Source organism: Trinickia caryophylli, from assembly GCF_034424545.1.
Classification (GTDB): Bacteria; Pseudomonadota; Gammaproteobacteria; order Burkholderiales; family Burkholderiaceae; genus Trinickia; species Trinickia caryophylli.
Genome location: NZ_CP139970.1, coordinates 3,369,981 through 3,390,801, shown reverse-complemented (window position 1 = coordinate 3,390,801; position 20,821 = coordinate 3,369,981). Strand labels below are relative to the sequence as shown.

Annotated in this window: 20 protein-coding genes; 10 read left to right on the top strand and 10 right to left on the bottom strand. The window is 67.6% G+C overall.

Annotation, left to right across the window (positions count from 1 at the left end; genetic code table 11):
- Nucleotides 1-3 precede the first annotated feature (3 nt).
- A complete protein-coding gene (locus tag U0034_RS15320) occupies nt 4-759 on the top strand; it encodes an SDR family oxidoreductase (protein ID WP_085230106.1) in 756 nt (251 codons plus the stop codon).
- Nucleotides 760-816: 57 nt separating this feature from the next.
- Here the strand turns inward: U0034_RS15320 and U0034_RS15315 are convergent, their stop codons facing one another.
- From U0034_RS15315 to U0034_RS15270, 10 genes are all read right to left on the bottom strand, one after another.
- Entirely contained in the window at nt 817-1,416 is a 600-nt protein-coding gene (locus U0034_RS15315) for a DUF924 family protein (protein ID WP_085230168.1), read from the bottom strand.
- Between the two features lie 77 nt (nt 1,417-1,493).
- Nucleotides 1,494-2,225, bottom strand: a complete 732-nt coding sequence (locus U0034_RS15310; RefSeq protein ID WP_085230105.1) for an alanyl-tRNA editing protein — start codon at nt 2,223-2,225, stop codon at nt 1,494-1,496.
- A 306-nt stretch (nt 2,226-2,531) separates the two neighbouring features.
- The gene (locus U0034_RS15305) at nt 2,532-2,954 is read right to left on the bottom strand and encodes a group II truncated hemoglobin (RefSeq protein ID WP_085230104.1); all 423 of its coding nucleotides are present in this window, start codon (nt 2,952-2,954) and stop codon (nt 2,532-2,534) included.
- A 42-nt stretch (nt 2,955-2,996) separates the two neighbouring features.
- The gene (locus U0034_RS15300) at nt 2,997-5,519 is read right to left on the bottom strand and encodes an ABC transporter permease (RefSeq protein WP_085230103.1); all 2,523 of its coding nucleotides are present in this window, start codon (nt 5,517-5,519) and stop codon (nt 2,997-2,999) included.
- Nucleotides 5,520-5,584: 65 nt separating this feature from the next.
- Entirely contained in the window at nt 5,585-6,205 is a 621-nt protein-coding gene (locus tag U0034_RS15295; RefSeq protein ID WP_085230102.1) for a DUF4126 domain-containing protein, read from the bottom strand.
- Nucleotides 6,206-6,478: 273 nt separating this feature from the next.
- Complete coding sequence (gene kdpE / locus U0034_RS15290) at nt 6,479-7,177, bottom strand: two-component system response regulator KdpE (protein WP_085230101.1); 699 nt, start codon at nt 7,175-7,177, stop codon at nt 6,479-6,481.
- Nucleotides 7,174-9,990 (bottom strand): DUF4118 domain-containing protein, encoded by a 2,817-nt coding sequence (locus U0034_RS15285; protein WP_085230167.1) that lies wholly within the window; start codon nt 9,988-9,990, stop codon nt 7,174-7,176. The genes kdpE and U0034_RS15285 overlap by 4 nt, the downstream gene beginning before the upstream one ends.
- 270 nt (nt 9,991-10,260) lie before the next feature.
- Nucleotides 10,261-11,235: a quinone oxidoreductase family protein gene (locus U0034_RS15280; protein WP_085230166.1), complete on the bottom strand. Its 975-nt coding sequence runs from the start codon at nt 11,233-11,235 to the stop codon at nt 10,261-10,263.
- A gap of 94 nt (nt 11,236-11,329) precedes the next feature.
- Nucleotides 11,330-11,719: a methylglyoxal synthase gene (locus tag U0034_RS15275; RefSeq protein ID WP_085230100.1), complete on the bottom strand. Its 390-nt coding sequence runs from the start codon at nt 11,717-11,719 to the stop codon at nt 11,330-11,332.
- Between the two features lie 101 nt (nt 11,720-11,820).
- Nucleotides 11,821-12,600 carry an SDR family oxidoreductase gene (locus U0034_RS15270; RefSeq protein ID WP_085230099.1) on the bottom strand — a complete coding sequence of 260 codons (780 nt, stop codon included), beginning with the start codon at nt 12,598-12,600 and terminating at the stop codon, nt 11,821-11,823.
- 211 nt (nt 12,601-12,811) lie between these two features.
- Between U0034_RS15270 and upp the strand changes: the two genes are divergently transcribed.
- The 9 genes from upp (at nt 12,812) to rng (ending at nt 20,807) form a co-directional block, all read left to right on the top strand.
- Complete coding sequence (gene upp, locus U0034_RS15265) at nt 12,812-13,462, top strand: uracil phosphoribosyltransferase (protein WP_085230098.1); 651 nt, start codon at nt 12,812-12,814, stop codon at nt 13,460-13,462.
- A gap of 213 nt (nt 13,463-13,675) precedes the next feature.
- Nucleotides 13,676-14,404: a YebC/PmpR family DNA-binding transcriptional regulator gene (locus U0034_RS15260; RefSeq protein ID WP_085230097.1), complete on the top strand. Its 729-nt coding sequence runs from the start codon at nt 13,676-13,678 to the stop codon at nt 14,402-14,404.
- A gap of 108 nt (nt 14,405-14,512) precedes the next feature.
- A complete protein-coding gene (purD, locus tag U0034_RS15255; protein WP_085230096.1) occupies nt 14,513-15,787 on the top strand; it encodes a phosphoribosylamine--glycine ligase in 1,275 nt (424 codons plus the stop codon).
- 158 nt (nt 15,788-15,945) lie between these two features.
- Nucleotides 15,946-16,875, top strand: a complete 930-nt coding sequence (hemF, locus tag U0034_RS15250; RefSeq protein WP_085230095.1) for an oxygen-dependent coproporphyrinogen oxidase — start codon at nt 15,946-15,948, stop codon at nt 16,873-16,875.
- A gap of 38 nt (nt 16,876-16,913) precedes the next feature.
- The gene (locus U0034_RS15245; RefSeq protein WP_176072644.1) at nt 16,914-17,639 is read left to right on the top strand and encodes a nicotinate-nucleotide adenylyltransferase; all 726 of its coding nucleotides are present in this window, start codon (nt 16,914-16,916) and stop codon (nt 17,637-17,639) included.
- Nucleotides 17,640-17,641: 2 nt separating this feature from the next.
- Nucleotides 17,642-18,130: a ribosome silencing factor gene (rsfS, locus tag U0034_RS15240; RefSeq protein WP_085230093.1), complete on the top strand. Its 489-nt coding sequence runs from the start codon at nt 17,642-17,644 to the stop codon at nt 18,128-18,130.
- Nucleotides 18,131-18,160: 30 nt separating this feature from the next.
- Complete coding sequence (gene rlmH, locus U0034_RS15235) at nt 18,161-18,631, top strand: 23S rRNA (pseudouridine(1915)-N(3))-methyltransferase RlmH (RefSeq protein WP_085230092.1); 471 nt, start codon at nt 18,161-18,163, stop codon at nt 18,629-18,631.
- Between the two features lie 50 nt (nt 18,632-18,681).
- Complete coding sequence (locus tag U0034_RS15230; protein ID WP_085230091.1) at nt 18,682-19,320, top strand: Maf family protein; 639 nt, start codon at nt 18,682-18,684, stop codon at nt 19,318-19,320.
- A 23-nt stretch (nt 19,321-19,343) separates the two neighbouring features.
- Complete coding sequence (gene rng, locus U0034_RS15225) at nt 19,344-20,807, top strand: ribonuclease G (RefSeq protein ID WP_085230090.1); 1,464 nt, start codon at nt 19,344-19,346, stop codon at nt 20,805-20,807.
- Nucleotides 20,808-20,821: the final 14 nt, after the last annotated feature.

Genomic DNA, 20,821 nt, shown 5'->3' with positions numbered 1-20,821 from the left:
ACCATGCCTGAAGCCTCCCGTGTCGTCCTCATCACCGGCGCGAGCCGCGGCATCGGCCGCGCGTGCGCGCTCGCGCTTGCCGCCCGGGGCTGGTCGATAGGCGTGAACTATACGCGCGACGCAGCCGCGGCCGACGCCACGGCCGCCGCGATCGAGCGCAACGGCGGCGAGGCGTTCGTCGTGCAGGCCGACGTCGCCGACGAGGCCGCCGTCGTCGCCATGTTCGATGCGCTCGCCGCGCGCTTCGGCCGAATCGACGCGCTCGTGAACAATGCCGGGATCGTCGCCGCATCGATGCCGCTCGCCGATATGGACGGCACCCGGCTCAAGCGTCTTTTCGAAGTCAACGTACTCGGCGCCTATCTCTGCGCGCGCGAAGCGGCGCGCCGCATGTCGACCGACCGCGGCGGGCGCGGCGGGGCGATCGTCAACGTGTCGTCGGCCGCGGCGCGGCTGGGCTCGCCGAACGAATACGTGGACTATGCGGGGTCGAAAGGCGCCGTCGATACGATGACGATCGGGCTGGCGAAAGAGCTGGGTCCGCGCGGCGTGCGCGTGAATGCGGTACGTCCCGGCCTAATCGAGACCGAGATCCATGCAAGCGGCGGGCGCCCCGATCGCGCGGCCGTGCTCGGTGCGCAGTCCCCGCTCGGGCGGCCGGGTACCGCGGAGGAAGTCGCCGAAGCGATCGTCTGGCTGCTCGGCGATGAAGCATCCTATGTGACCGGCGCGCTGCTGGACGTGGCCGGCGGACGCTGAGCCACCGGCCACGTTTCTTCTCTTCTTCGCCCGGCGCTGCCGCCCGGCACCGCCTGCTCAAAACGACGATCCTGGCTCGAGCAGGAATGCGCGCTCCTCGTCGGTCGAATGGCGGCCGAGGATGGCATTGCGATGCGGGAAGCGACCGAATCGCTCGATGATGACGGCGTGCTGCCGGGCATAACCGAGGTACCCTTTGGCCCCCGGCTCGCGCGAAAGCGCTTCGAAGAGCTCGACCGCACGCGCCTGGCTCTCGCGCGATTCGTCGTGTTCGAACGGCAGATAGGCGAATGCGCGATGATGCGGCGACGGCAATGCGCGGTCGCCGCCTGCCGCCACGAGCGCTTTCGCGACGCCGAGAGCCCGCGCATCGCCCCCGAAGGCTTCGCGCCTGCCGCGATGAACGTTGCGCGAAAACTGATCGAGCACGACGATGAGCGCCAGCGCGCCCAGCGGCGTGCGCGGCCACCCGTCGAAAGCGCCGCTTCGCGCTTCGGCAAGCGTCGCGCCGAAGCGCTCGCGCAGCAGCGCATCAAAGGCGGGGTCGCCTGAGAACCATGCTTTCCACGGTTGCCCGAAACGGCTCGAGCCGGGTTCTCCGAACCAGAAGTCGAGCACCTCGCGTGCGCGTGCGTCGAGTGCCGCGTAGCCAGCCATGTCGTCGCCCGCATGCGCCGATGGCGAGCGGTGCGATGCTTCGCGGCTCGCGTTCGTATCGATATCCGGCGGGCCGCTCACGCGAACTCCAATACGAGACGGCGCGTGCGCGCGCTCTTCTTTTCGAGCTTCGCAACGCGCAACCCGCCGATCTCGGACGTATTGCGCACGTGCGTCCCTCCGCATGGCTGCAAGTCCACACCGTCGATGCGCAAAAGACGCACCCTCCCGAGACCCATCGGCGGCTTGACGCTCATTGTGCGCACGAGTTCCGGCCGCTCGGCCATCTCATCGTCGGTGATCCATTCCGTGCCGACTGCGTATGCGCCGCCAACGAGTTCGGCAAGCCGCTCCTCGACCGCTTCGCGTACGATCGGCTCCGTCGTTGCGAAGTCGAGCCGCGCATAGTCGGCCGTGATGCTGCAGCCATCCACCGGATACGGCAGTACCGCGCACATCAGGTGACTGGCGGTATGCAACCGCATGTGGCGATGCCGCCGCGCCCAGTCGATCTCGGCGATGACGGGCTCGCCCGCGCGCAGCCGTGCGAGGACCGCTTCCTGACCTGCCGCTGGCACGTGCAGCGAATCGTCGGGCGTCGCGCCCTCGAAGCGGGCCTTGCGCGTGTCGGCGACCTCGATGCGCGCGCCATCGCGCAGCACGAGTGCGCCCGTATCGCCGGCCTGCCCGCCGCCGAGCGGATAAAACACGGTTCGATCAAGGAGAATACCGTCGTCGCCGATCGCGACGATAGACGCGTCGCAACGGGTCAGATAGGCATCTTCGCGAAAGAGAGCACGAGTCGTCATCTATGGTTCTCCGACAAGATCGGGTGGCAGCAGCGCCTGCCGTTGCCGCCCTGCCGCGGCGGTCATGCGCCGTCGCGGCGGCCAATATCGAGCTGTCGACCATTATCCTCAGCCGCAAGGCCGCCCGCCCAGGCAGGCTTGCCGCATCTCTTCGTCGGTTCCGTACCGGTCGATCGACCGGGCCGGTGCTCGCCGGATGGTTCATGCGTCGTACCCGCTGGCGCTTCGAGTCCCTTTACGGGAGCACGATTGCAGCGGACTGCGCGCGGTTTCGAGGCCTGCCGTGACCATGCGCAGGCCTCCCGCTCATTCTTTTCGTGCCGGAGCGCGATTGACCATCCAATCGGCGGTGCCGAACAGCGCCGTCAACAAGCGCTCGCGCAATGCCTCGGACAAGCCCACGTCCTCCATTGCCCATGCCATGCAGCGCAGCCACTGATCGCGCTCCTGTGTCGCGATCGGAAACGGAAGATGTCGCGCGCGCAGCCGCGGATGGCCGAAGCGCTCGATGTAGTAGTCCGGTCCGCCAAGCCAGCCGCATAGAAACCAGAACAGCTTGTCGCGCGAGCCGTCGAGCGAAGGAGGATGCATGGCCCGGATACCGGCGAATTCGGGCTCGAGATCCATAAGGTCGTAGAAACGGTCGACAAGCTCGCGCACGCGCGTCTCGCCGCCGATGAGTTCGAACGCAGTCGGTGCAGCCGGCTCGTCGTCGTGGTTATCGGTCATACGTCATCGAAAAGACAAATGCAGGGTAATCGCTCGCACGCCTCAGGCATCGCGCAGCGACTGCGCGGCCGGGCGCATCAGCACGCGCCGCAGGCTGAACCAGCCGCCCACGCCCGCGCACGCCACGCCCGCGATGATGCCGACCGGCAAAAGCCACGGGTCGAAGTCGAGATAGAAGTTGAACACACGGCTCGCGAGCACGGCGCCGAGCGCCTGCGCGCCCGCGGCCGCCATCAACCCTGCCAGCGCTCCGACGATCGCGAACTCCGCAGCCTGCACCGCCAGCACCTGCCGATGCGAGGCACCGAGCGCGCGCAGCAGCGCCGATTCTCGCATGCGCTCGTCACGCGTGCCTGCCAGCGCCGAGTAAAGCACGAGGACGCCCGCCGCCAGCGTGAAGGCGAAGAGGAACTGCACGGCGCCGATCACCTGCTCCAGCACGTGCTGAATCTGCGCAAGGATCGCGCCGACATCGATCGTCGTCAGGTTCGGATAGGCGGCGATGAGGCCGTCCAGCACCGCCCGGCGTTCGGGCTGCAGATGAAAGCTCGTGATGTAGATAGCCGGGAAGGTCTGCAGCGCAGCGGGCGGCATCAGCACGAAGAAGTTGACCTTGAACGTTCCCCAATCGAGCTTGCGCACGCTCGTCACGGCCGCGTCGATGGGCAGCCCCGCAACGTCGAAGCGCAGGACGTCGCCGAGCTTCACGCCAATCAGCTTCGCGAGCCCGGCCTCGATCGAGATCTCAGGCCGCGTCGAATTCCCATACCAGCGGCCTTCGACGATGCGGTTGTCCTCGGGCAGGCTCGTGCGATAAGAGAGATTGAACTCGCGGTCGACGAGCCTGCGCGCATCCTCGCTTTTGTAGGCCGCCGGGTCCACGGGCTTGCCGCCGATCGCCGTCAGCCGCGCCCGCACCATCGGTTCGATCACGACTCCGGGCACGCCGTGTCGGGCGAGATAAGCCGCGACGGCCTGCCGCTGATCGGGTTGGATGTCGATGATGAATTGGTTCGGCGCATCGGCCGGTGTGGACTTGCGCCAGCCGGCCACGAGATCGTCGCGCGTAATGGCGATCAGCAGCAGGCACATGAGGCCGATCGCGAGCGCTGTGATCTGCAGCGCGCTGGCAAGGCCTCGGCGCTCGAGCGAGGCAAGCGCGTAGCGCCAGCCGACGCTCGCCGCGAGGCGGCTCGTGGCATGCTCGCGCCGCGCGACCCACGAGGCAAGCCGGATGGCGGCACGCGCCACCCCGGCGAATATGACGAGCCCGGCCGCGAAGCCGCCCGCCACGATCCCGCCGAGCTTGAGTTCGCCGGCCGCAAGCACGAGCAACGCTCCGAAGAGTGCGATACCGAGCGCATACGCGAGCCAGGCAATACGTGCCTTGCCGTCCCACTCCCGGCGCAGCACCCGCACCGGTGGCACGCGCGTGAGCGGCAGGAGCGGCGGCAATGCGAAGCCGATCAGCAACACGAGGCCCGCGGCCACGCCTTCGATCGCCGGCAGTGGAGTCGCCAGCGGCAGTTGCACGGCGATGAGCTGCCCGAGCCACGCGAGCAGCGCGAAATGCCCGGCGAAGCCGAGGGCGGCGCCGACGATGCCGGCCACGAGCCCCACGATGACGAACTCGAGCACGACGAGCGCGCGCAGCGCCCTCTCGTCGAGGCCCAGGCAACGCATCACCGCACAGCTATCGAGGTGGCGGCGCATGTAGCGATGCGCCGCCATGGCGATGGCCACGGCCGCGAGCAACGCCGTCAGCAGAGAGACGAGCCGCAGGAAATGGTCGGCCCGGTCGAGTGTTTCGCGCACTTGCGGCTGGCCGTCCTGCAGCGATTCGAGGGCCACGCCGCGCATCCTGCCACCGTCGATCTGCTCGTGCGAAAAGCGCGAGAAGCGGGCCACGGCGCCGTCGTCGCCCGCGACGAGCAGACGGTACGTGACGCGGCTGCCGTAGCCGAGCAACCCCGTGGCGGCGAGCTCGTCGGCACGCAGCATGAGCCGCGGCGAGAAATTGACGAAGGCAAAGCCGCGGTCCAGCTCGCGCGTGATGACCGCGCCGATGACGAAACTGCGCTCGCCGAGTTGCACGCGCTCGCCCACGTGCGCGTGCAGCGCACCGAGCAGCTCCGCGTCGACCCACACCGTCCCGGACGGCGGGATGCCCTCGGCCGGGCGATCGGGCGCGTCGGGCGCGGAAGCGATGCGCAGCGCGCCGCGCAGCGGGTAGCCGGAGGACACGGCCTTGACGGCGGCAAGCCGCGCATTCGCAAGCGCTGCGTCAGCCGCGCCGCCGGGCGCGGCCCGCGCCACCATGCTCGGGAAAATGACGGTCGTCGCGGTCTTGAGCCCGAGCGTTCGGGCTTGTTCGACAAAGCGCGCATCGACCGGATGATCGGCCCGCACGACGAAATCGGCGGCGATCATGCGCCGCGCATCGCGCTCGAGCCCCTGCTGAAGCCGACCGGCGAGAAAGGCCACGCTCGAAAGCGCCGCGACGGCCAGCACGAGCGCCAGCGCGAGCATCGTCAACTCGCCGGCGCGCCAGTCGCGTGCAGTCATCCGCGCGGCCTGCCGGATCAAATCGGTGACGCCTGCGCGCCCGTGTCCAAAGGCCCCCTGCCCGCTCAATCGCGCTTGCCTCCGAGCGAGCCGAGGCGCGAGCCCATGTGCGCCGCGATGCCACGATAGCCGCCCTGCACCCCGCGCCACAGCCTGGGCAGCGCCCAGCCGGCCAGCGCCAGAAAGCCGATCATCGAAGCAAGGAAGACGATCGGCACGAAGAGCGCGAGCGCAAGACCGATGCAGACGAGCACGTCTTCCGTCGACGAGGCAATCCAGTTCGAGAACGGCTCGGGAGAAAGATTGATGAGGGCTCGCGTGCCCGCCTTCGTCAGATGGGCCGAGCCCGCGAGCGTTCCGCCGGCAAGCGCCGCGAGCGTCATCAGGGCCGGATCGGCATGGCCGCCGAGGGCCCCGGCCGCGAGCAACGCGCCGGCCGGAATCCGGATGAACGTATGGATCGCGTCCCAGAGCGAATCGAAGGCGGGAATGCGGTCGGCGAAGAATTCGATGACGGCGAACAGCGCCGCGGTGCCGAGGACCCACGGCGATGCGAGCGCCGAAAGAGACTCGGGCAGATGCACGACGTTCAGGCGCGCAAGCAGGCCGACGACGAACACCGTCAGATAAAGTCGCAGGCCGCTCGCCCATGACAGGCCGGCGCCAAGCGAAAGTGCGTCGAGCATTGCGCCTCCCACGTTCCGGTCGCCGACGAACGGGTGCACTCGCTTCGCAGGCCTTTATCTCATTATAGACACGCCCACTGCGCCGCCGCTTGAGCAAGATCAGAAGAAATCGAACGAACCCAACGTCGGTGCCCGGGCGGCGGCCGTACTGCATGCTTATGCACCAGGGCTGCTCGTGACGGACTCGCCGGCGGTCGCCATGCAACCGCCTTCAGGCCCTGCGGATGCCGCTCGCAGCGTTTTACCCAGTCGGCATGAATACCGGCGCGTGCCTCAGGCGACGCCCGAAAGGCGATAGCCGACGCCCGTTTCCGTCACGATGTACTCGGGTTGCGCGGGATCGTGCTCGAGCTTTTGCCGCAGATGGGCCATGTAGATGCGCAGATAGTGGCTCGATTCGACGTGCGAAGGCCCCCAGACATCGCGCAGCAATTGCCGGTGGGTCAGCACGCGCCCGGCGTGGCGCACGAGCGTGGCGAGGAGCCGGTATTCGATCGGAGTCAGGTGAACCGGCTCGCCGTCGCGCGTGACGAGGCGGTTGGCAAGATCGACGGCAACCCCGCCAAAGCGCACGAGCGGCGTTTCGCTGGCGCCCGACACGTTGCGCCGGCGCAGATGCGCGCGAATGCGCGCCAGCAGTTCCGACACGCCGAACGGCTTGGTCAGATAGTCGTCCGCCCCTGCATCGAGCGCGGCCACTTTTTCGCTCTCCTGCGTACGCGCGGACAGCACGATGACGGGCGTGTCGCTCCAGGCTCGCAGCTCGCGAATGACGTCGAGCCCGTCGGTATCGGGCAGCCCCAGATCGACGATGACGAGATCGGGCTTGCGGGTGGCGGCCTCGACGAGCCCCTGCTTGCCCGTCTCGGCTTCGAATACGCCGATGCCCTCGCCTTCGAGCGAGGCGCGCACGAAGCGCCGGATCTGCTTTTCGTCTTCGATCAGGACAACGGTGAGAGTCGGCTCGCTCATGGTTCGGCAGTGGGTGACAAGGGCGGCAGCGGCGCGGCGGCCGGCCCGGGTTCGTCGGCCAGCATGGGCTGCGGTTCGACCGGCAGCGTAAACCAGAAACGCGCGCCCGCGACCCGGCCTTCGGCATCGCGCCGGTTCTCGGCACCGATGTCCCCGTCGTGCGCCTCGACGATGGCGCGACAGATGGCCAGCCCGAGCCCGATGCCGGGCTTGGCCGACTCCTTCTCGCCGCGCGTGAATTTCTCGAACACGCGTGCCTCCATGCCTGGCGGCAGGCCCGGTCCGCCATCGTCCACAGCCACCCGCACGAACGGCTTGCCGCCCGCTTCGATGCGCTCCGCACCGATCGCGAGCGGCGTGCCGGCCGGCGCGTACTTCGCCGCGTTTTCGAAGAGATTCGAAAAGAGCCGCTCCATCAATACCGCGTCGAGCCGCAGGAGCGGCAGCCCGGCCGCCAGCGTCACGCGGACCGGATGCCCTGCAAGCACGCGCTTGCAGGCGGCCAGCGCCGCGCCGATCGCCTCCTCGAGCGGCGTCCACTGGCGGTTGAGCCTGGGGCTGCCGGCCTGCAGCCGCGCCATGTCGAGCAGGTTCGTGACGATGCCGGTCATGCGCAGCGCCTCGTCGTGGATCGCCTCGACGAGGCCGTCGGCGGGCGAGGCGCCGGCCGCTCGCTCCTGGGCGAGCATCGACGAGAAACCGACGATCGCCGTGAGCGGCGTGCGCAGATCGTGCGAGATGGCCGACAGCAGCGAATTGCGCAAGCGCTCGGACTCCATGCTGACGAGCGCGTCGCGCGCGATCTCGACGTAATGCACGCGCTCGAGCGCGAGCGCGATCTGCGCGGCGAACGCATCGAGCATGCGCTGCTGTTCGGGCACCCCGAGCGTGCGCACGTCCGTCACAAGCACGGCCAGTACGCCGCGCGTGCGCATCGGCGCCTTGAGCGGCAAATAGCGCGCCTGCGCCGCCGGCAGCGTGTCGGTGCCGCGGCCGGCCGGCTTTTGCTGGTCATAGACCCATTGCGCGACGTCGAGATCGAGCGCGGCGCCCGCGAGCATCACCGATTCGTCCGGCCGCTCGACTTTCTGCTGCACTTTGTCGGCACTGTCGGGCAACAGCACCGCCACGCGCGCGCGAAACACTTCGCCGACGTGCCGCGTGCCGATCTCGACGATCTGCTCGGTCGTCAACGCGGCACCGAGTTCGCGCGCCATGGCGTACATCGCGCTCGTGCGGCGCTCGCGGTGCCGCGCCACGCTCGCTTCGCGCAAAAAGCGCGACGTCAGGTGACTGATCACGAGCGCCGTGAGCAGCATGCCGAAAAACGTCAGCAGGTATTGCGTGTCGCTGACGGAAAACGAAAGCCTCGGCGGCACGAAGAAGAAGTCGAAGGCCGCCACCGAGACGAACGACAGCATCGCGGCCGGGCCGCGCCCGAGTTTGACGGCCGCGAAGACCACGCCCAGCAGGTAGATCATCGCAAGGTTCGTGCGATCGATCTGCGCGAAGAGCCGCGACGCGAGCCCCGTGATGACGATGCCGATCGCGAGCGCGTAGAGATAATGGCTCAGCGGCGAGCGCGACCCGGCGGCGCCGGTAACGAGCGCATCGCGCCAGATTCGCGCACCGCGATCGAGCGGCACGGCACGCTTGCCGCGCTCGCGCAGCTCGGCGTCCGGAAACGCGCGGATCAGCGTGACGTCGACATCGCCCGCCCGCTCCACGAGCCGCTCGCCGAGCGGCCGGGTGAACCTGCGCCCGAGCCCGAGCCGGGACGAGCCGCCCGCCACGAGCTTCGAGACGTTGCGCACCCGCGCATAGCCGACGAGTGCGGCAATGGCGTCGTCGCCGGCGAGCGTTGCGGTCTCGGCGCCGAGCTCTGCCGCGAGCTTGAGCGCGCCGAGGGTGCGCTCGCGCGCGGCGCTGGGCAAACGCTGCAGCTTCGGCGTCTCGACATAGGCGGCGATCCAGTCGGCCTTCAGGCTCGCGGCAAGCCGCGCCGCCGCGCGCACGAGCATCGGCGCTTCCGGGCCCGGGCCCACGCACACGAGAAGCCGTTCGCGCGCCTGCCAGATCCGTTCGATCGCCCGGTCGGCGCGATACTCGCGCATCTGCGCATCGACGCGATCCGCGGTGCGCCGCAGCGCCAGTTCGCGCAGCGCGATCAGATTGCCCTTGCGGAAGAAGTTGCGTACCGCCTGCTCGGCCTGCTGGCCGAGGTACACCTTGCCGTCGCGCAGGCGATCGAGCAGTTCCTCGGCGGGAAGATCGACGAGCGTGACCTCGTCGGCAAGATCGAAGATGCGATCGGGCACGGTCTCCCATACCCGAATGCCGGTGATCTGCCCGACGATGTCGTTCAGGCTTTCGAGGTGCTGGACATTGACGGTCGTATAGACGTCGATGCCGGCGTCGAGCAGCTCCTGCACGTCCTGCCAGCGCTTCAGATGGCGGGCGCCGGGCACGTTCGTGTGAGCAAGTTCGTCGACGAGCGCGAGCTGGGGCTGCCGTGCGAGCGCGCCATCGAGATCGAACTCGCCGATGCTGCGGCCCCGGTAGTCGATCGTCAGCGGCGCAAGCCGCTCGAGCCCGTCCAGGAGCGCCGCCGTTTCGGTGCGCCCGTGCGTCTCGACGATGCCCACGAGCACGTCGACACCCTCTGCCTGGCGCTGGCGCGCGGCCTGCAGCATCGCGAAGGTCTTGCCGACGCCGGCCGATGCGCCGAAAAAGATCTTCAGCTTGCCGCGCCTGCGTTTTTCCTCTTCGCGTTGAAGCCGGTCGAGCAGTTGGTCGGGATCAGGTCGATTCATGCTTCGGTGCGCAAGGTCCGCGAGGTACACAGCGAGGTACACAGGATACGAAGGCGCGCGCGACGCATGCGGCAACGCGGCGATCGGCGGTACTGCGCCCGAAAATTGCAAAGCGGCACGTGCTATGCGGGTACGCTCGCCGTCGCATCGTGCGCTGTCGGCCAGCGTACCCACAAACGAGTAAAGAACCGATCAAAGCTCGCGGCGGGCATGTAAAAAACGCGTAAACGCCGCGAGCGGCTTGATGCCCGCAATACCCGCCGGCATGCATTACGGCACGAGAATCGTCGAACCCGTGGTCTTGCGCGCTTCGAGATCGCGATGCGCCTGCGCCACGTCGGCGAGCGCGTAACGCTGGCGAATGCTCGTTTTCACCTTGCCCGAGGCGAGCACGTCGAACAGCTCGGCAGCCATCGCATCGAGCCATTCGCGCTTGGCGATGTAGCTGAAAAGCGTCGGCCGCGTGAAAAAGAGCGAGCCGCGACTGGCGAGTTCGCCGGCGTCGAGCGGCGGCAGCGGGCCCGACGCGCTGCCGAAGCTGACGAAGTACCCGAGCGGCGCGAGACAGTCGAGCGACCCCACGTAGGTGTCCTTGCCGATCGAATCGTAGACGACGGGCACGCCCGCGCCGTTCGTGATCTCGCGCACGCGCTCGGTGAAGTTCTCGCGCGTATAGACGATCGGGTGATCGCAGCCATGCGCGCGCGCGAGCTCGGCTTTTTCGTCGGAGCCAACAGTGCCGATCACCGTCGCGCCGAGCGCCTTCGCCCATTGGCACACGAGCAGGCCTACACCGCCGGCCGCCGCATGGATCAGGATCGTCTGCCCGGGTTCGACTCGAAACGTGCGACGCAGCAGGTATTGCGCTGTCAGCCCCTGCAGCATGACCGACGCCGCATCGTCGGACGAAATCGAATCGGGGAGTGCGACGAGCACGTCCGCCTTCAGGACGCGCTCCTGCGCGTAGGCGCCCGGCGGCCGTGCCACGTAGGCTACGCGATCGCCTGCCTTGAACCGCGTCACGCCCTCTCCGACGGCCGTGACGACGCCGGCCGCCTCCATGCCCAGGCCTGCGGGAAGCGGCAGTGGATAGTGGCCCGTGCGGAAATAGACATCGATGTAGTTGAGCCCGACCGCCTCCTGGCGAACGCGGGCCTCACCCGGCCCGGGCTCGCCCACGTCGACGTCGACCCACTGCATCACTTCCGGCCCGCCGGTACGTTCGAATCGAATGGCCTTCACCATCGTGCTCTCCTTCTCGTGAATCATCGTGGCAAGTCGTGACAGGTCGTGACAGATCGCGCACGCAGCACACCGGGCGACCGGTGCGCCGCCCCGCTCAGGCGCCCTGGGCGACGTGCCTCGCAAGTGCGTCGAGGATCATGCGCGCCGTCGCGACGTTGGTCGCGCACGGCACGTTGTGAACGTCACAGGCCCGCACGAGCGCGTTGATGTCGGGCTCGTGCGGCTGCGGCGTCATCGGGTCGCGCAAAAAGACGACGATGTCGATGCCGCCTTCGGCCAGCCGCGCACCGATCTGCAGATCGCCGCCGTGCGGCCCCGAGAGCATGCGCTCCACTTCGAGCCCATGCGCCGTGGCGATACGGCCGCCCGTGGTGCCCGTGGCCACGAGGCGACAGCCGCGCAGCAACGTCGCATATTCGCCGGCGAGGGCGACGATGTCGTCTTTCTTGTGGTCGTGCGCGATCAATGCGACGCTTGGGGTCATGAAACGGCTCTCCTTGTGTTCGATGCTGTACTGCCTGCCATGAAAAATCGTTCGATCCGGCGGCTTCGCGCCGCCCGCGATCGGAATCGGGACGCCCCCGCTCAGAACGTGCCGGGGTACGCTCCGCCGTCGATGAGCCAGTTCTGCCCCGTGATGTAGCCTGCGTGCGCGCTGCAAAGGAACGCGCAGGCCTTGCCGAACTCTTCGGGCGTGCCGAAACGGCCGGCCGGAACGGTCTTCATGCGCTCGGCGCGCGCCTCGTCGATGTCGATTCCCTTCGCCACGGCCTGGGCCTTCAGTGTCGTGGCGATGCGGTCCGTGTCGAAGATGCCGGGCAGCAGGTTGTTGATCGTGACGCCGTGCGGCGCGACCTTGCGCGCCACGCCGGCAACGAAGCCCGTGAGCCCCGAGCGCGCGCCGTTGGACAGGCCCAGCACGTCGATCGGCGCCTTGACCGAAGAGCTCGTGATATTCACGACGCGCCCGAAGCCGCGCTCGATCATGCCGTCGATCGTCGCCTGGATCAGTGCGATCGGCGTGAGCATGTTGGCCTCGAGCGCGCGGAGCCAGTCGTCGTGCGTGAACTGACGAAAATCGCCGGGGGGCGGCCCGCCCGCGTTGTTGACGAGGATGTCGGGCTGCGGACAGGCCGCGAGGGCCGACTGGCGGCCCTCGGCCGTCGTGATGTCGCAAGCCACGGTGCGCACGCGCGCGCCCGTCTTCGCGCGAATGTCGGCGGCCGTGGCCTCGAGCGTCTCCGCCGTGCGTGCGACGATGACGAGGTCGGCGCCCTCCGCCGCGAGCGCCTCGGCGCAACCGCGCCCCAGCCCCTTGCTCGCCGCGCATACGAGCGCGGTCTTGCCTGCGATACCCAAGTCCATGACGATGTTCCCGCGTTGCGACGAATCGTGCCGATTGTAGAAGAATTGATGCCGCGCTTGCCGCGCGGACGTCTCAATCCCAGAAAAATCGCGTCCCCGGCCCGCGCCGGGCCCGCTGCGTCACGGCGCCCCGGGGCCCCCGTCGCGAGCAGCGCCCTTTCTTTCGGTAAACTGCACGTTGCCTCCCTTTGAGCCGCCTCGCGCCCCCGCTATGAAACAAGACAGCCGTTTCCCGAATCTTTATATCCTCGATCACCCGCTGATTCAGCACAAACTCACGCACATGCGCGACAAGGACACGTCCACGCGCACGTTCCGCGAGCTGCTGCGCGAGATCACGCTGCTGATGGGCTACGAAATCACCCGCAATCTGCCGATCACGACCAAACGCGTCGCCACGCCGCTCGTCGAGATCGACGCGCCCGTCATCGCCGGCAAGAAGCTCGCGATCGTGCCGGTGCTGCGCGCGGGCGTCGGCATGTCGGACGGCCTGCTGGAGCTGATCCCGTCGGCGCGCGTCGGCCATATCGGCGTGTACCGCGACGATGCGCACCGCCCCGTCGAATATCTGGTCCGGCTGCCCGATCTGGAAGACCGCATTTTCATCCTTTGCGACCCGATGGTGGCAACGGGCAATTCGGCTGCCCACGCGGTCGACGTGCTCAAGCGCCGCAACGTGGCCGGCGAGAACATCCTTTTTCTCGCGCTCGTGGCCGCGCCGGAGGGCGTCGAGGTATTCCAGCGCGCCCACCCGGACGTCAAACTCTTCGTCGCTTCGCTCGACTCGCACCTGAACGAGCACGCCTACATCATCCCCGGCCTCGGCGACGCGGGCGATCGCCTCTTCGGCACCAAGAACTGAGCGTCGGCTGGCCCGCGGCCCGTACCGGCCAGCCGCGGCGGCGCCCGGGCGGCGTGGTAAAATCGCAGTCTGCTCCTCGAGCGGCCCGCGCGCTTTCGCATCGTCGCCTCAAAGCCGCGCGACACGCCGCCTGACACCGCGATATCACTCGCACATTCGCAGACATCGAACGCATCATGCGTGCGCGCGCCGCGCACGCCACGGAGAAAGAGTATGGCTGGTCATTCCAAATGGGCCAACATCAAGCATAAGAAAGCGGCAGCCGACGCCAAGCGCGGCAAGGTCTGGACACGCCTCATCAAGGAAATCCAGGTGGCGGCCCGCATGGGCGGGGGCGACATCGACGCCAATCCCCGCCTGCGGCTCGCGGTGGAAAAGGCGACCGACGCCAATATGCCGAAGGACAACATCAACCGCGCGATCCAGCGCGGCGTGGGCGGCGTGGACGGGGCCAGCTACGAGGAAATCCGCTACGAGGGCTACGGCATCAACGGCGCGGCGATCATCGTCGATACGATGACCGACAACCGCACGCGCACGGTGGCCGAAGTCCGGCATGCGTTTTCGAAGTTCGGCGGCAACATGGGCACGGACGGCTCGGTCTCGTTTCTCTTCGATCACGTAGGCCAGTTCCTCTTCGCCCCCGGCACGTCCGAGGACAAGCTGATGGAGGCCGCGCTCGATGCCGGCGCGAACGACGTCGTGACGAACGACGACGGCAGCATCGAAGTACTGTGCCCCCCGAACGACTTCTCGAAGGTGAAAGCGGCCCTCGATGCGGCCGGCTTCAAGGCCGAACTCGCCGAAGTGACGATGAAGCCGCAAACGGAAGTCGAATTCGCCGGCGACGATGCCGTGAAAATGCAAAAGCTCCTCGACGCGCTCGAGAATCTCGACGACGTGCAAGAGGTTTATACCAACGCGTCGATCGCCGAGGAGTGAGCGCGCCAAGGCGCCGGCCGTGCGGCATGCCGGCGGCGCCGATCCAGTCCAGACATCGCGGCCGGCGTTCATGCGCCGGCCGCCCCTTTCAGGTTCTCGGGGATTGATATGAAATTACTCGTCGTCGGTTCCGGCGGCCGCGAACATGCGCTGGCCTGGAAGCTCGCCCAGTCGTCGCGCGTGCAGATCGTCTACGTGGCGCCCGGCAACGGCGGCACCGCGCAGGACGAGCGCCTGCGCAACGTCGCCATCACCGATCTCGAAGCGCTGGCCGACTTCGCCGAGCGCGAGCAGGTCGCCTTCACCGTGGTCGGCCCCGAGGCGCCGCTTGCGGCCGGCATCGTCAATCTCTTCCGCCAGCGCGGGCTGAAGGTTTTCGGGCCGACCAGGGAAGCCGCGCAGCTCGAGAGCTCGAAGGACTTCGCCAAGGCGTTCATGAAGCGCAACGGCATTCCGACGGCCGAGTACGAGACGTTCTCCGATGCGGCAGCCGCTCACGCCTATCTCGACCAAAAAGGCGCCCCGATCGTCATCAAGGCCGACGGCCTCGCGGCGGGCAAGGGCGTGGTCGTCGCCACGACGCTCGACGAAGCGCATACGGCCGTCGACATGATGCTCGCCGACAACAAGCTCGGCGACGCCGGCGCGCGCGTGGTCATCGAGGAATTCCTGGCCGGCGAGGAAGCGAGCTTCATCGTCATGGTCGACGGCAAGCATGTCCTGCCGCTCGCCTCGAGCCAGGACCACAAACGGCTCATGGACGGCGACGCTGGCCCCAATACGGGCGGCATGGGCGCCTACTCGCCCGCGCCGATCGTCACGCCGCAACTGCATGCGCGCGTGATGCGCGAGATCATCCTGCCCACCGTGCGCGGCATGGAAAAGGAAGGGATCCGCTATACGGGCTTCCTCTATGCGGGCCTCATGATCGACGCCGAAGGCAACCCGAAAACGCTCGAATTCAACTGCCGCATGGGCGATCCGGAGACCCAGCCCATCATGGCGCGCCTGAAGGGCGACTTCTCGAAAGTGCTCGAACAGGCAATCGCCGGCACGCTCGATACGGTGGAGCTGGCGTGGGACCGCCGCACGGCGCTCGGGGTCGTGCTCGCCGCTCACGGTTATCCCGACGCGCCGCGCAAGGGCGATCGGATCAACGGCATTCCGGCGGAAACCGACAACGCGGTGACGTTCCACGCGGGCACGACGCTTGCGGATGGCAAGCTCTCGACCTCGGGCGGGCGCGTGCTCTGCGTGGTCGGCCTCGCGGACTCCGTACGCGGCGCGCAATCGGCCGCCTACGACGCCGTCAATCAAATTTCTTTCGACGGGATGCAATACCGCCGCGACATCGGCTACCGCGCGCTCACACGCAAGCACTGACGGCGCCCTGGCGAGCCGTGCCGGGGCGAACCGCATAGCGGGCTCCCCGGCGGCCCACCTAATATACGGCCTGCTCCGCTAGAATCGGCCCCATGGCATACGCGCGCCGCGCCCTCCCCCGGGCGCGGACCGGCCGCCCCTCCACTCGACGTTGACCGATGACCGAATCGACTTTCGACACCGCCGCGGTACGCGACTATCTGCGCGCGCTGCAACAGCGCATTGCCGATGCAATCGGCGCTCTCGACGGCCAGCCGTTTGCGGCTGATGCCTGGCAGCGCCCGGCGGGCGATCACCTGCGCGGCGGCGGCGTGACGATGATCCTCGAGGGCGGCGAGCTCATCGAACGGGGCGGGATCGGATTCTCCGACGTGGCCGGCGACGCTCTGCCGCCATCCGCGAGCGCGGCGCGCCCGCATCTGGCGGGGCGCGGCTTCGAGGCGATGGGCGTGTCGCTCGTCATGCATCCTCGCAACCCGCATTGCCCAACGGTGCACATGAACGTGCGGCTCATCGCGGCCACCAAGGCAGGCGAGGCGCCCGTCGTCTGGTTCGGCGGAGGGATGGATCTCACGCCCTGCTATGGCTACGAGGACGATGCCCGGCACTTTCACCGCGTCTGCCGCGATGCGCTGAACCCGTTCGGCTCCGAACTTTATCCGCGTTTCAAACGCTGGTGTGACGAGTACTTCTTTCTCAAGCACCGCAACGAGACGCGCGGCATAGGCGGAATCTTCTTTGACGACTTCGACGAACTCGGCTTCGAGCGCTCGTTCGAGATGATGCGCAGCGCCGGCGACGCGTTTCTCGCGGCCTATCTGCCGATCCTCGAGAACCGGCGCGCCACGCCTTACGGCGAGCGCGAGCGCGCCTTCCAGGCTTACCGGCGCGGACGTTACGTGGAATTCAATCTCGTGTTCGACCGGGGCACGCATTTCGGCCTGCAAAGCGGCGGCCGCACCGAATCGATTCTGTTGTCGATGCCGCCCGTCGCGAACTGGCGCTACAACTGGCACCCGGAGCCGGGCACGCCCGAGGCGCGGCTTTACAGCGATTTTCTGAAGCCGCGCGCATGGCTCGACGAATAAAGGATCCAGCCCCGAGTTCGCCCATCGCCGCGGCTTGCATGAAGCCCGCGAGCGTCGACGCCGCCCGCGCCGTGCCCGCCTTGCCTCGCCGTGTCGGTCTGCTCGGCGGCACGTTCGACCCGATCCATAACGGCCATCTCGCGCTCGCCCGGCGCTTCACCGAGCTGCTGGGTCTTACCGAGCTCGTCCTGCTACCGGCGGGGCAGCCCTGGCAGAAGCACGATGTGTCCGAAGCGCATCACCGCCTCGCGATGACGCGCGCGGCCGCTGCTTCCCTCGAGTTGCCGGGCACGACGGTAAGCGTCGCCACCGACGAAATCGAGCATACGGGCCCCACCTATACGATCGATACGCTGCGACGCTGGCGCGCACGCGAAGGCGCGCACGCTTCGCTGTCGTTGCTGATCGGTGCCGATCAACTCGTACGGCTCGACACCTGGCACGACTGGCGACATCTTTTCGATTTCGCGCACATTTGCGCCGCTACCCGGCCGGGATTCGACCTCGCCGCCGCATCGGCGCCGCTCGCGCGCGAGCTCGCGGCCCACGAAGCGAGCGCGGAGCGCTTGCGCGCTACGCCCTCGGGGCTCCTGTTCATCGATGCGACGCTCGCGCTCGAAGTTTCGGCCACCGATATCCGCGCCCAGCTCCGCGAGCGGCTCGCGGCCGCCGGCCCTGACGGCGCACCGGCACTGCCGCCGCCCGACACGATTCCCGAATCCGTCTGGCGCTATATTCTTCAACATCATCTGTACCATCGGTAATCATGGATATTCGCAAACTGCAACGCGCGATCGTAGACGGTCTCGAAGACGTCAAGGCGCAAGATATTCGGGTCTTCAACACGACCCACCTGACCGAGCTCTTCGATCGCGTGATCGTCGCGAGCGGCACCTCGAACCGCCAGACGAAGGCGCTCGCATCGAGCGTGCGCGACAAGGTCAAGGAAGCCGGCGGCGAAATCATCAGCACGGAAGGCGAGGATATCGGCGAATGGGTGCTCGTCGATTGCGGCGATGCGATCGTGCATATCCTGCAGCCGGCGCTCAGGCAGTACTACAACCTCGAAGAGATCTGGGGCGACAAGCCCGTGCGCGTGAAGCTCGCGACTTCGAGCCCGTTCGGCGGCGCGCGCGCAAGCGAGCCGATCGACGACGACGACGACGACGACGAGAACGAAGACGAAGACGAGGGCAAGGCAGCGGCCAAGCCGGCCCGCAAGAGCCCGGCCAAGCGCCGCGGCAAGGGCGCCTGAGGCATTCGCGAGCAGCGTGCCCCCAGCGACATGAAACTGCATATCCTCGCCGTGGGCCACAAGATGCCCGACTGGATCGCGGCAGGCTTCGACGAGTACGCGAAGCGCATGCCACCCGAGCTGCGCATCGAGCTGCGCGAGATCAAGCCTGAGTTGCGCAGCGGCGGGCGCACGGCGCAAAGCGTGATGGCCGCCGAACGCCAGCGCATCGAGGCAGCGCTACCGAAGGGCGCACGCATCGTCGCGCTCGACGAGCGCGGACGCGACTGGACGACGATGCAGCTCGCCGAGGCGCTGCCTGCCTGGCAGCAGGACGGGCGCGACGTCGCGTTCGTCATCGGCGGCGCCGACGGGCTCGATCCGCAATTGAAATCGCGCGCCGATCAGTTGCTGCGCCTCTCGAGCCTCACGCTGCCGCACGGCATGGTGCGTGTGCTGCTGGCCGAACAGCTTTACCGCGCGTGGAGCATCACGCAGAATCATCCCTATCATCGCGCCTGACGCGGCTCCGCTTCTCCCGCGGCGCGTCGCGGCGCCTCACGAGAACGACGATGCCCGAACCGACGACGCCCGCCTCCCCGCTTTACCCGTTCGTCTACCTCGCCTCGCAAAGCCCACGCCGCCAGGAACTGCTGGGCCAGCTCGGCGTACGCTTCGAGTTGCTCCTGCCGCGCCCCGACGAAGACGCCGAAGCGCTGGAGGCCGAATGCGCCGGCGAATCGGCCGAGGCCTATGTGCGCCGCGTGACGGTAGCGAAGGCCGAGGCGGCGCACGCCCGCCGCGTGGCCGGCGGCCACCGGCCAGCGCCGGTCCTCGTTGCCGATACCACCGTCACGATCGATGGCGCGATCCTCGGCAAGCCCGACGACGTGGAACATGCCGTATCGATGCTCGCGCGCCTCGCGGGCCGGGAGCACGAAGTACTGACCGCCGTGGCCGTCCTCGACGCGGGCGGGCACCTGCTGCCGCCCGCGATGTCGCGCTCGGCCGTGCGCTTCGCGCCGGCCTCGGCCGAGGCGCTGTTGCGCTACGCGCGTACGGGCGAACCGCTCGGCAAAGCCGGCGCCTACGGAATTCAGGGCCGCGCAGCCGAGTTCATCGAGCGGATCGAGGGATCCTATTCGGGTATCATGGGTCTGCCCCTTTTTGAGACTGCAGCGCTCCTGCGCGCCGCACAGGTCGACTTCTGAGACGAAACGGACAGGCGAGAACAATGAACGAAGAGATCCTGATCAACGTCACTCCGCAGGAAACGCGCGTCGCGCTGGTCCAGCAAGCCGCCGTGCAGGAGCTGCACATCGAACGCACGGCATCGCGCGGGCGTGTCGGCAACGTCTACCTGGGCAAGGTCGTGCGCGTGCTGCCGGGCATGCAGTCGGCATTCATCGACATCGGCCTCGAACGGGCCGCGTTCCTGCATGTGGCCGATATCTGGCAGCCGCGAGCCGCCGGGGAACATGCAAGCCCGCCGCAGCCGATCGAGAAGACCGTGTTCGAGGGCCAGACGCTGATGGTCCAGGTCATCAAGGACCCGATCGGTACGAAAGGCGCCCGCCTCTCCACACAGGTCAGCATCGCGGGACGCACGCTCGTCTATCTCCCGCAGGAGCCGCACATCGGCGTCTCGCAGAAAATCGAAGACGAAGCCGAGCGCGAGGCGATCCGCGCGCGCCTCACCGCGGTGCTGCCGGCCGACGAGAAAGGCGGCTACATCGTGCGCACGATCGCCGAAGATGCCACGAGCGAAGAACTCGCGGGGGACGTCGCCTATCTGCGCAAGACCTGGGCGACGGTGGTGGCGCAGGCGCAGCGGCTGCCGCCCACGAGCCTGCTCTATCAAGACCTCAATCTCGCGCAGCGCGTACTGCGCGATTTCGTCAACGACGAGACGACCCGTATCCAGGTCGATTCGCGCGAGACTTATCAGATGCTGAGCGAGTTCGCCACCGAGTTCACGCCGGCTGTCAGCGCCAAACTGCAGCACTATACCGGCGAGCGGCCGCTCTTCGATCTCTACAATGTCGAGACCGAGATCCAGCGTGCGCTGTCCCGGCGCGTCGATCTGAAGTCGGGCGGCTATCTGATGATCGACCAGACCGAGGCAATGACGACGATCGACGTGAATACCGGCGGCTATGTCGGCGCGCGCAACTTCGACGACACCATCTTCAAGACGAACCTCGAGGCGGCGCATACCATCGCCCGGCAACTGCGGCTGCGCAATCTCGGCGGGATCATCATCATCGACTTCATCGATATGGAGAATGTCGAGCACCGCGATGCGGTACTCGGCGAGTTGAAGAAGGCACTGTCGCGCGATCGAACACGCTCCACTGTGAATGGGTTCTCGCAACTGGGGCTCGTGGAGATGACGAGAAAGCGCACGCGCGAATCGCTCGCGCACGTGCTGTGCGAGCCCTGCCCCGTATGCGAGGGCAAGGGGCAGGTCAAGACCGCGCGTACGGTGTGTTACGACGTGCTGCGCGAGATCCTGCGCGAATCGCGGCAGTTCAATCCGCGCGAATTTCGCGTCGTGGCCTCGCAGCAGGTGATCGATCTTTTTCTCGACGAAGAATCCCAGCATCTTGCGATGCTGATCGACTTCATCGGCAAGCCCGTGTCGTTACAGGTCGAGTCGAACCTGAGTCAGGAGCAGTACGACATCGTGCTGATGTAAACGCGAGAACGGCG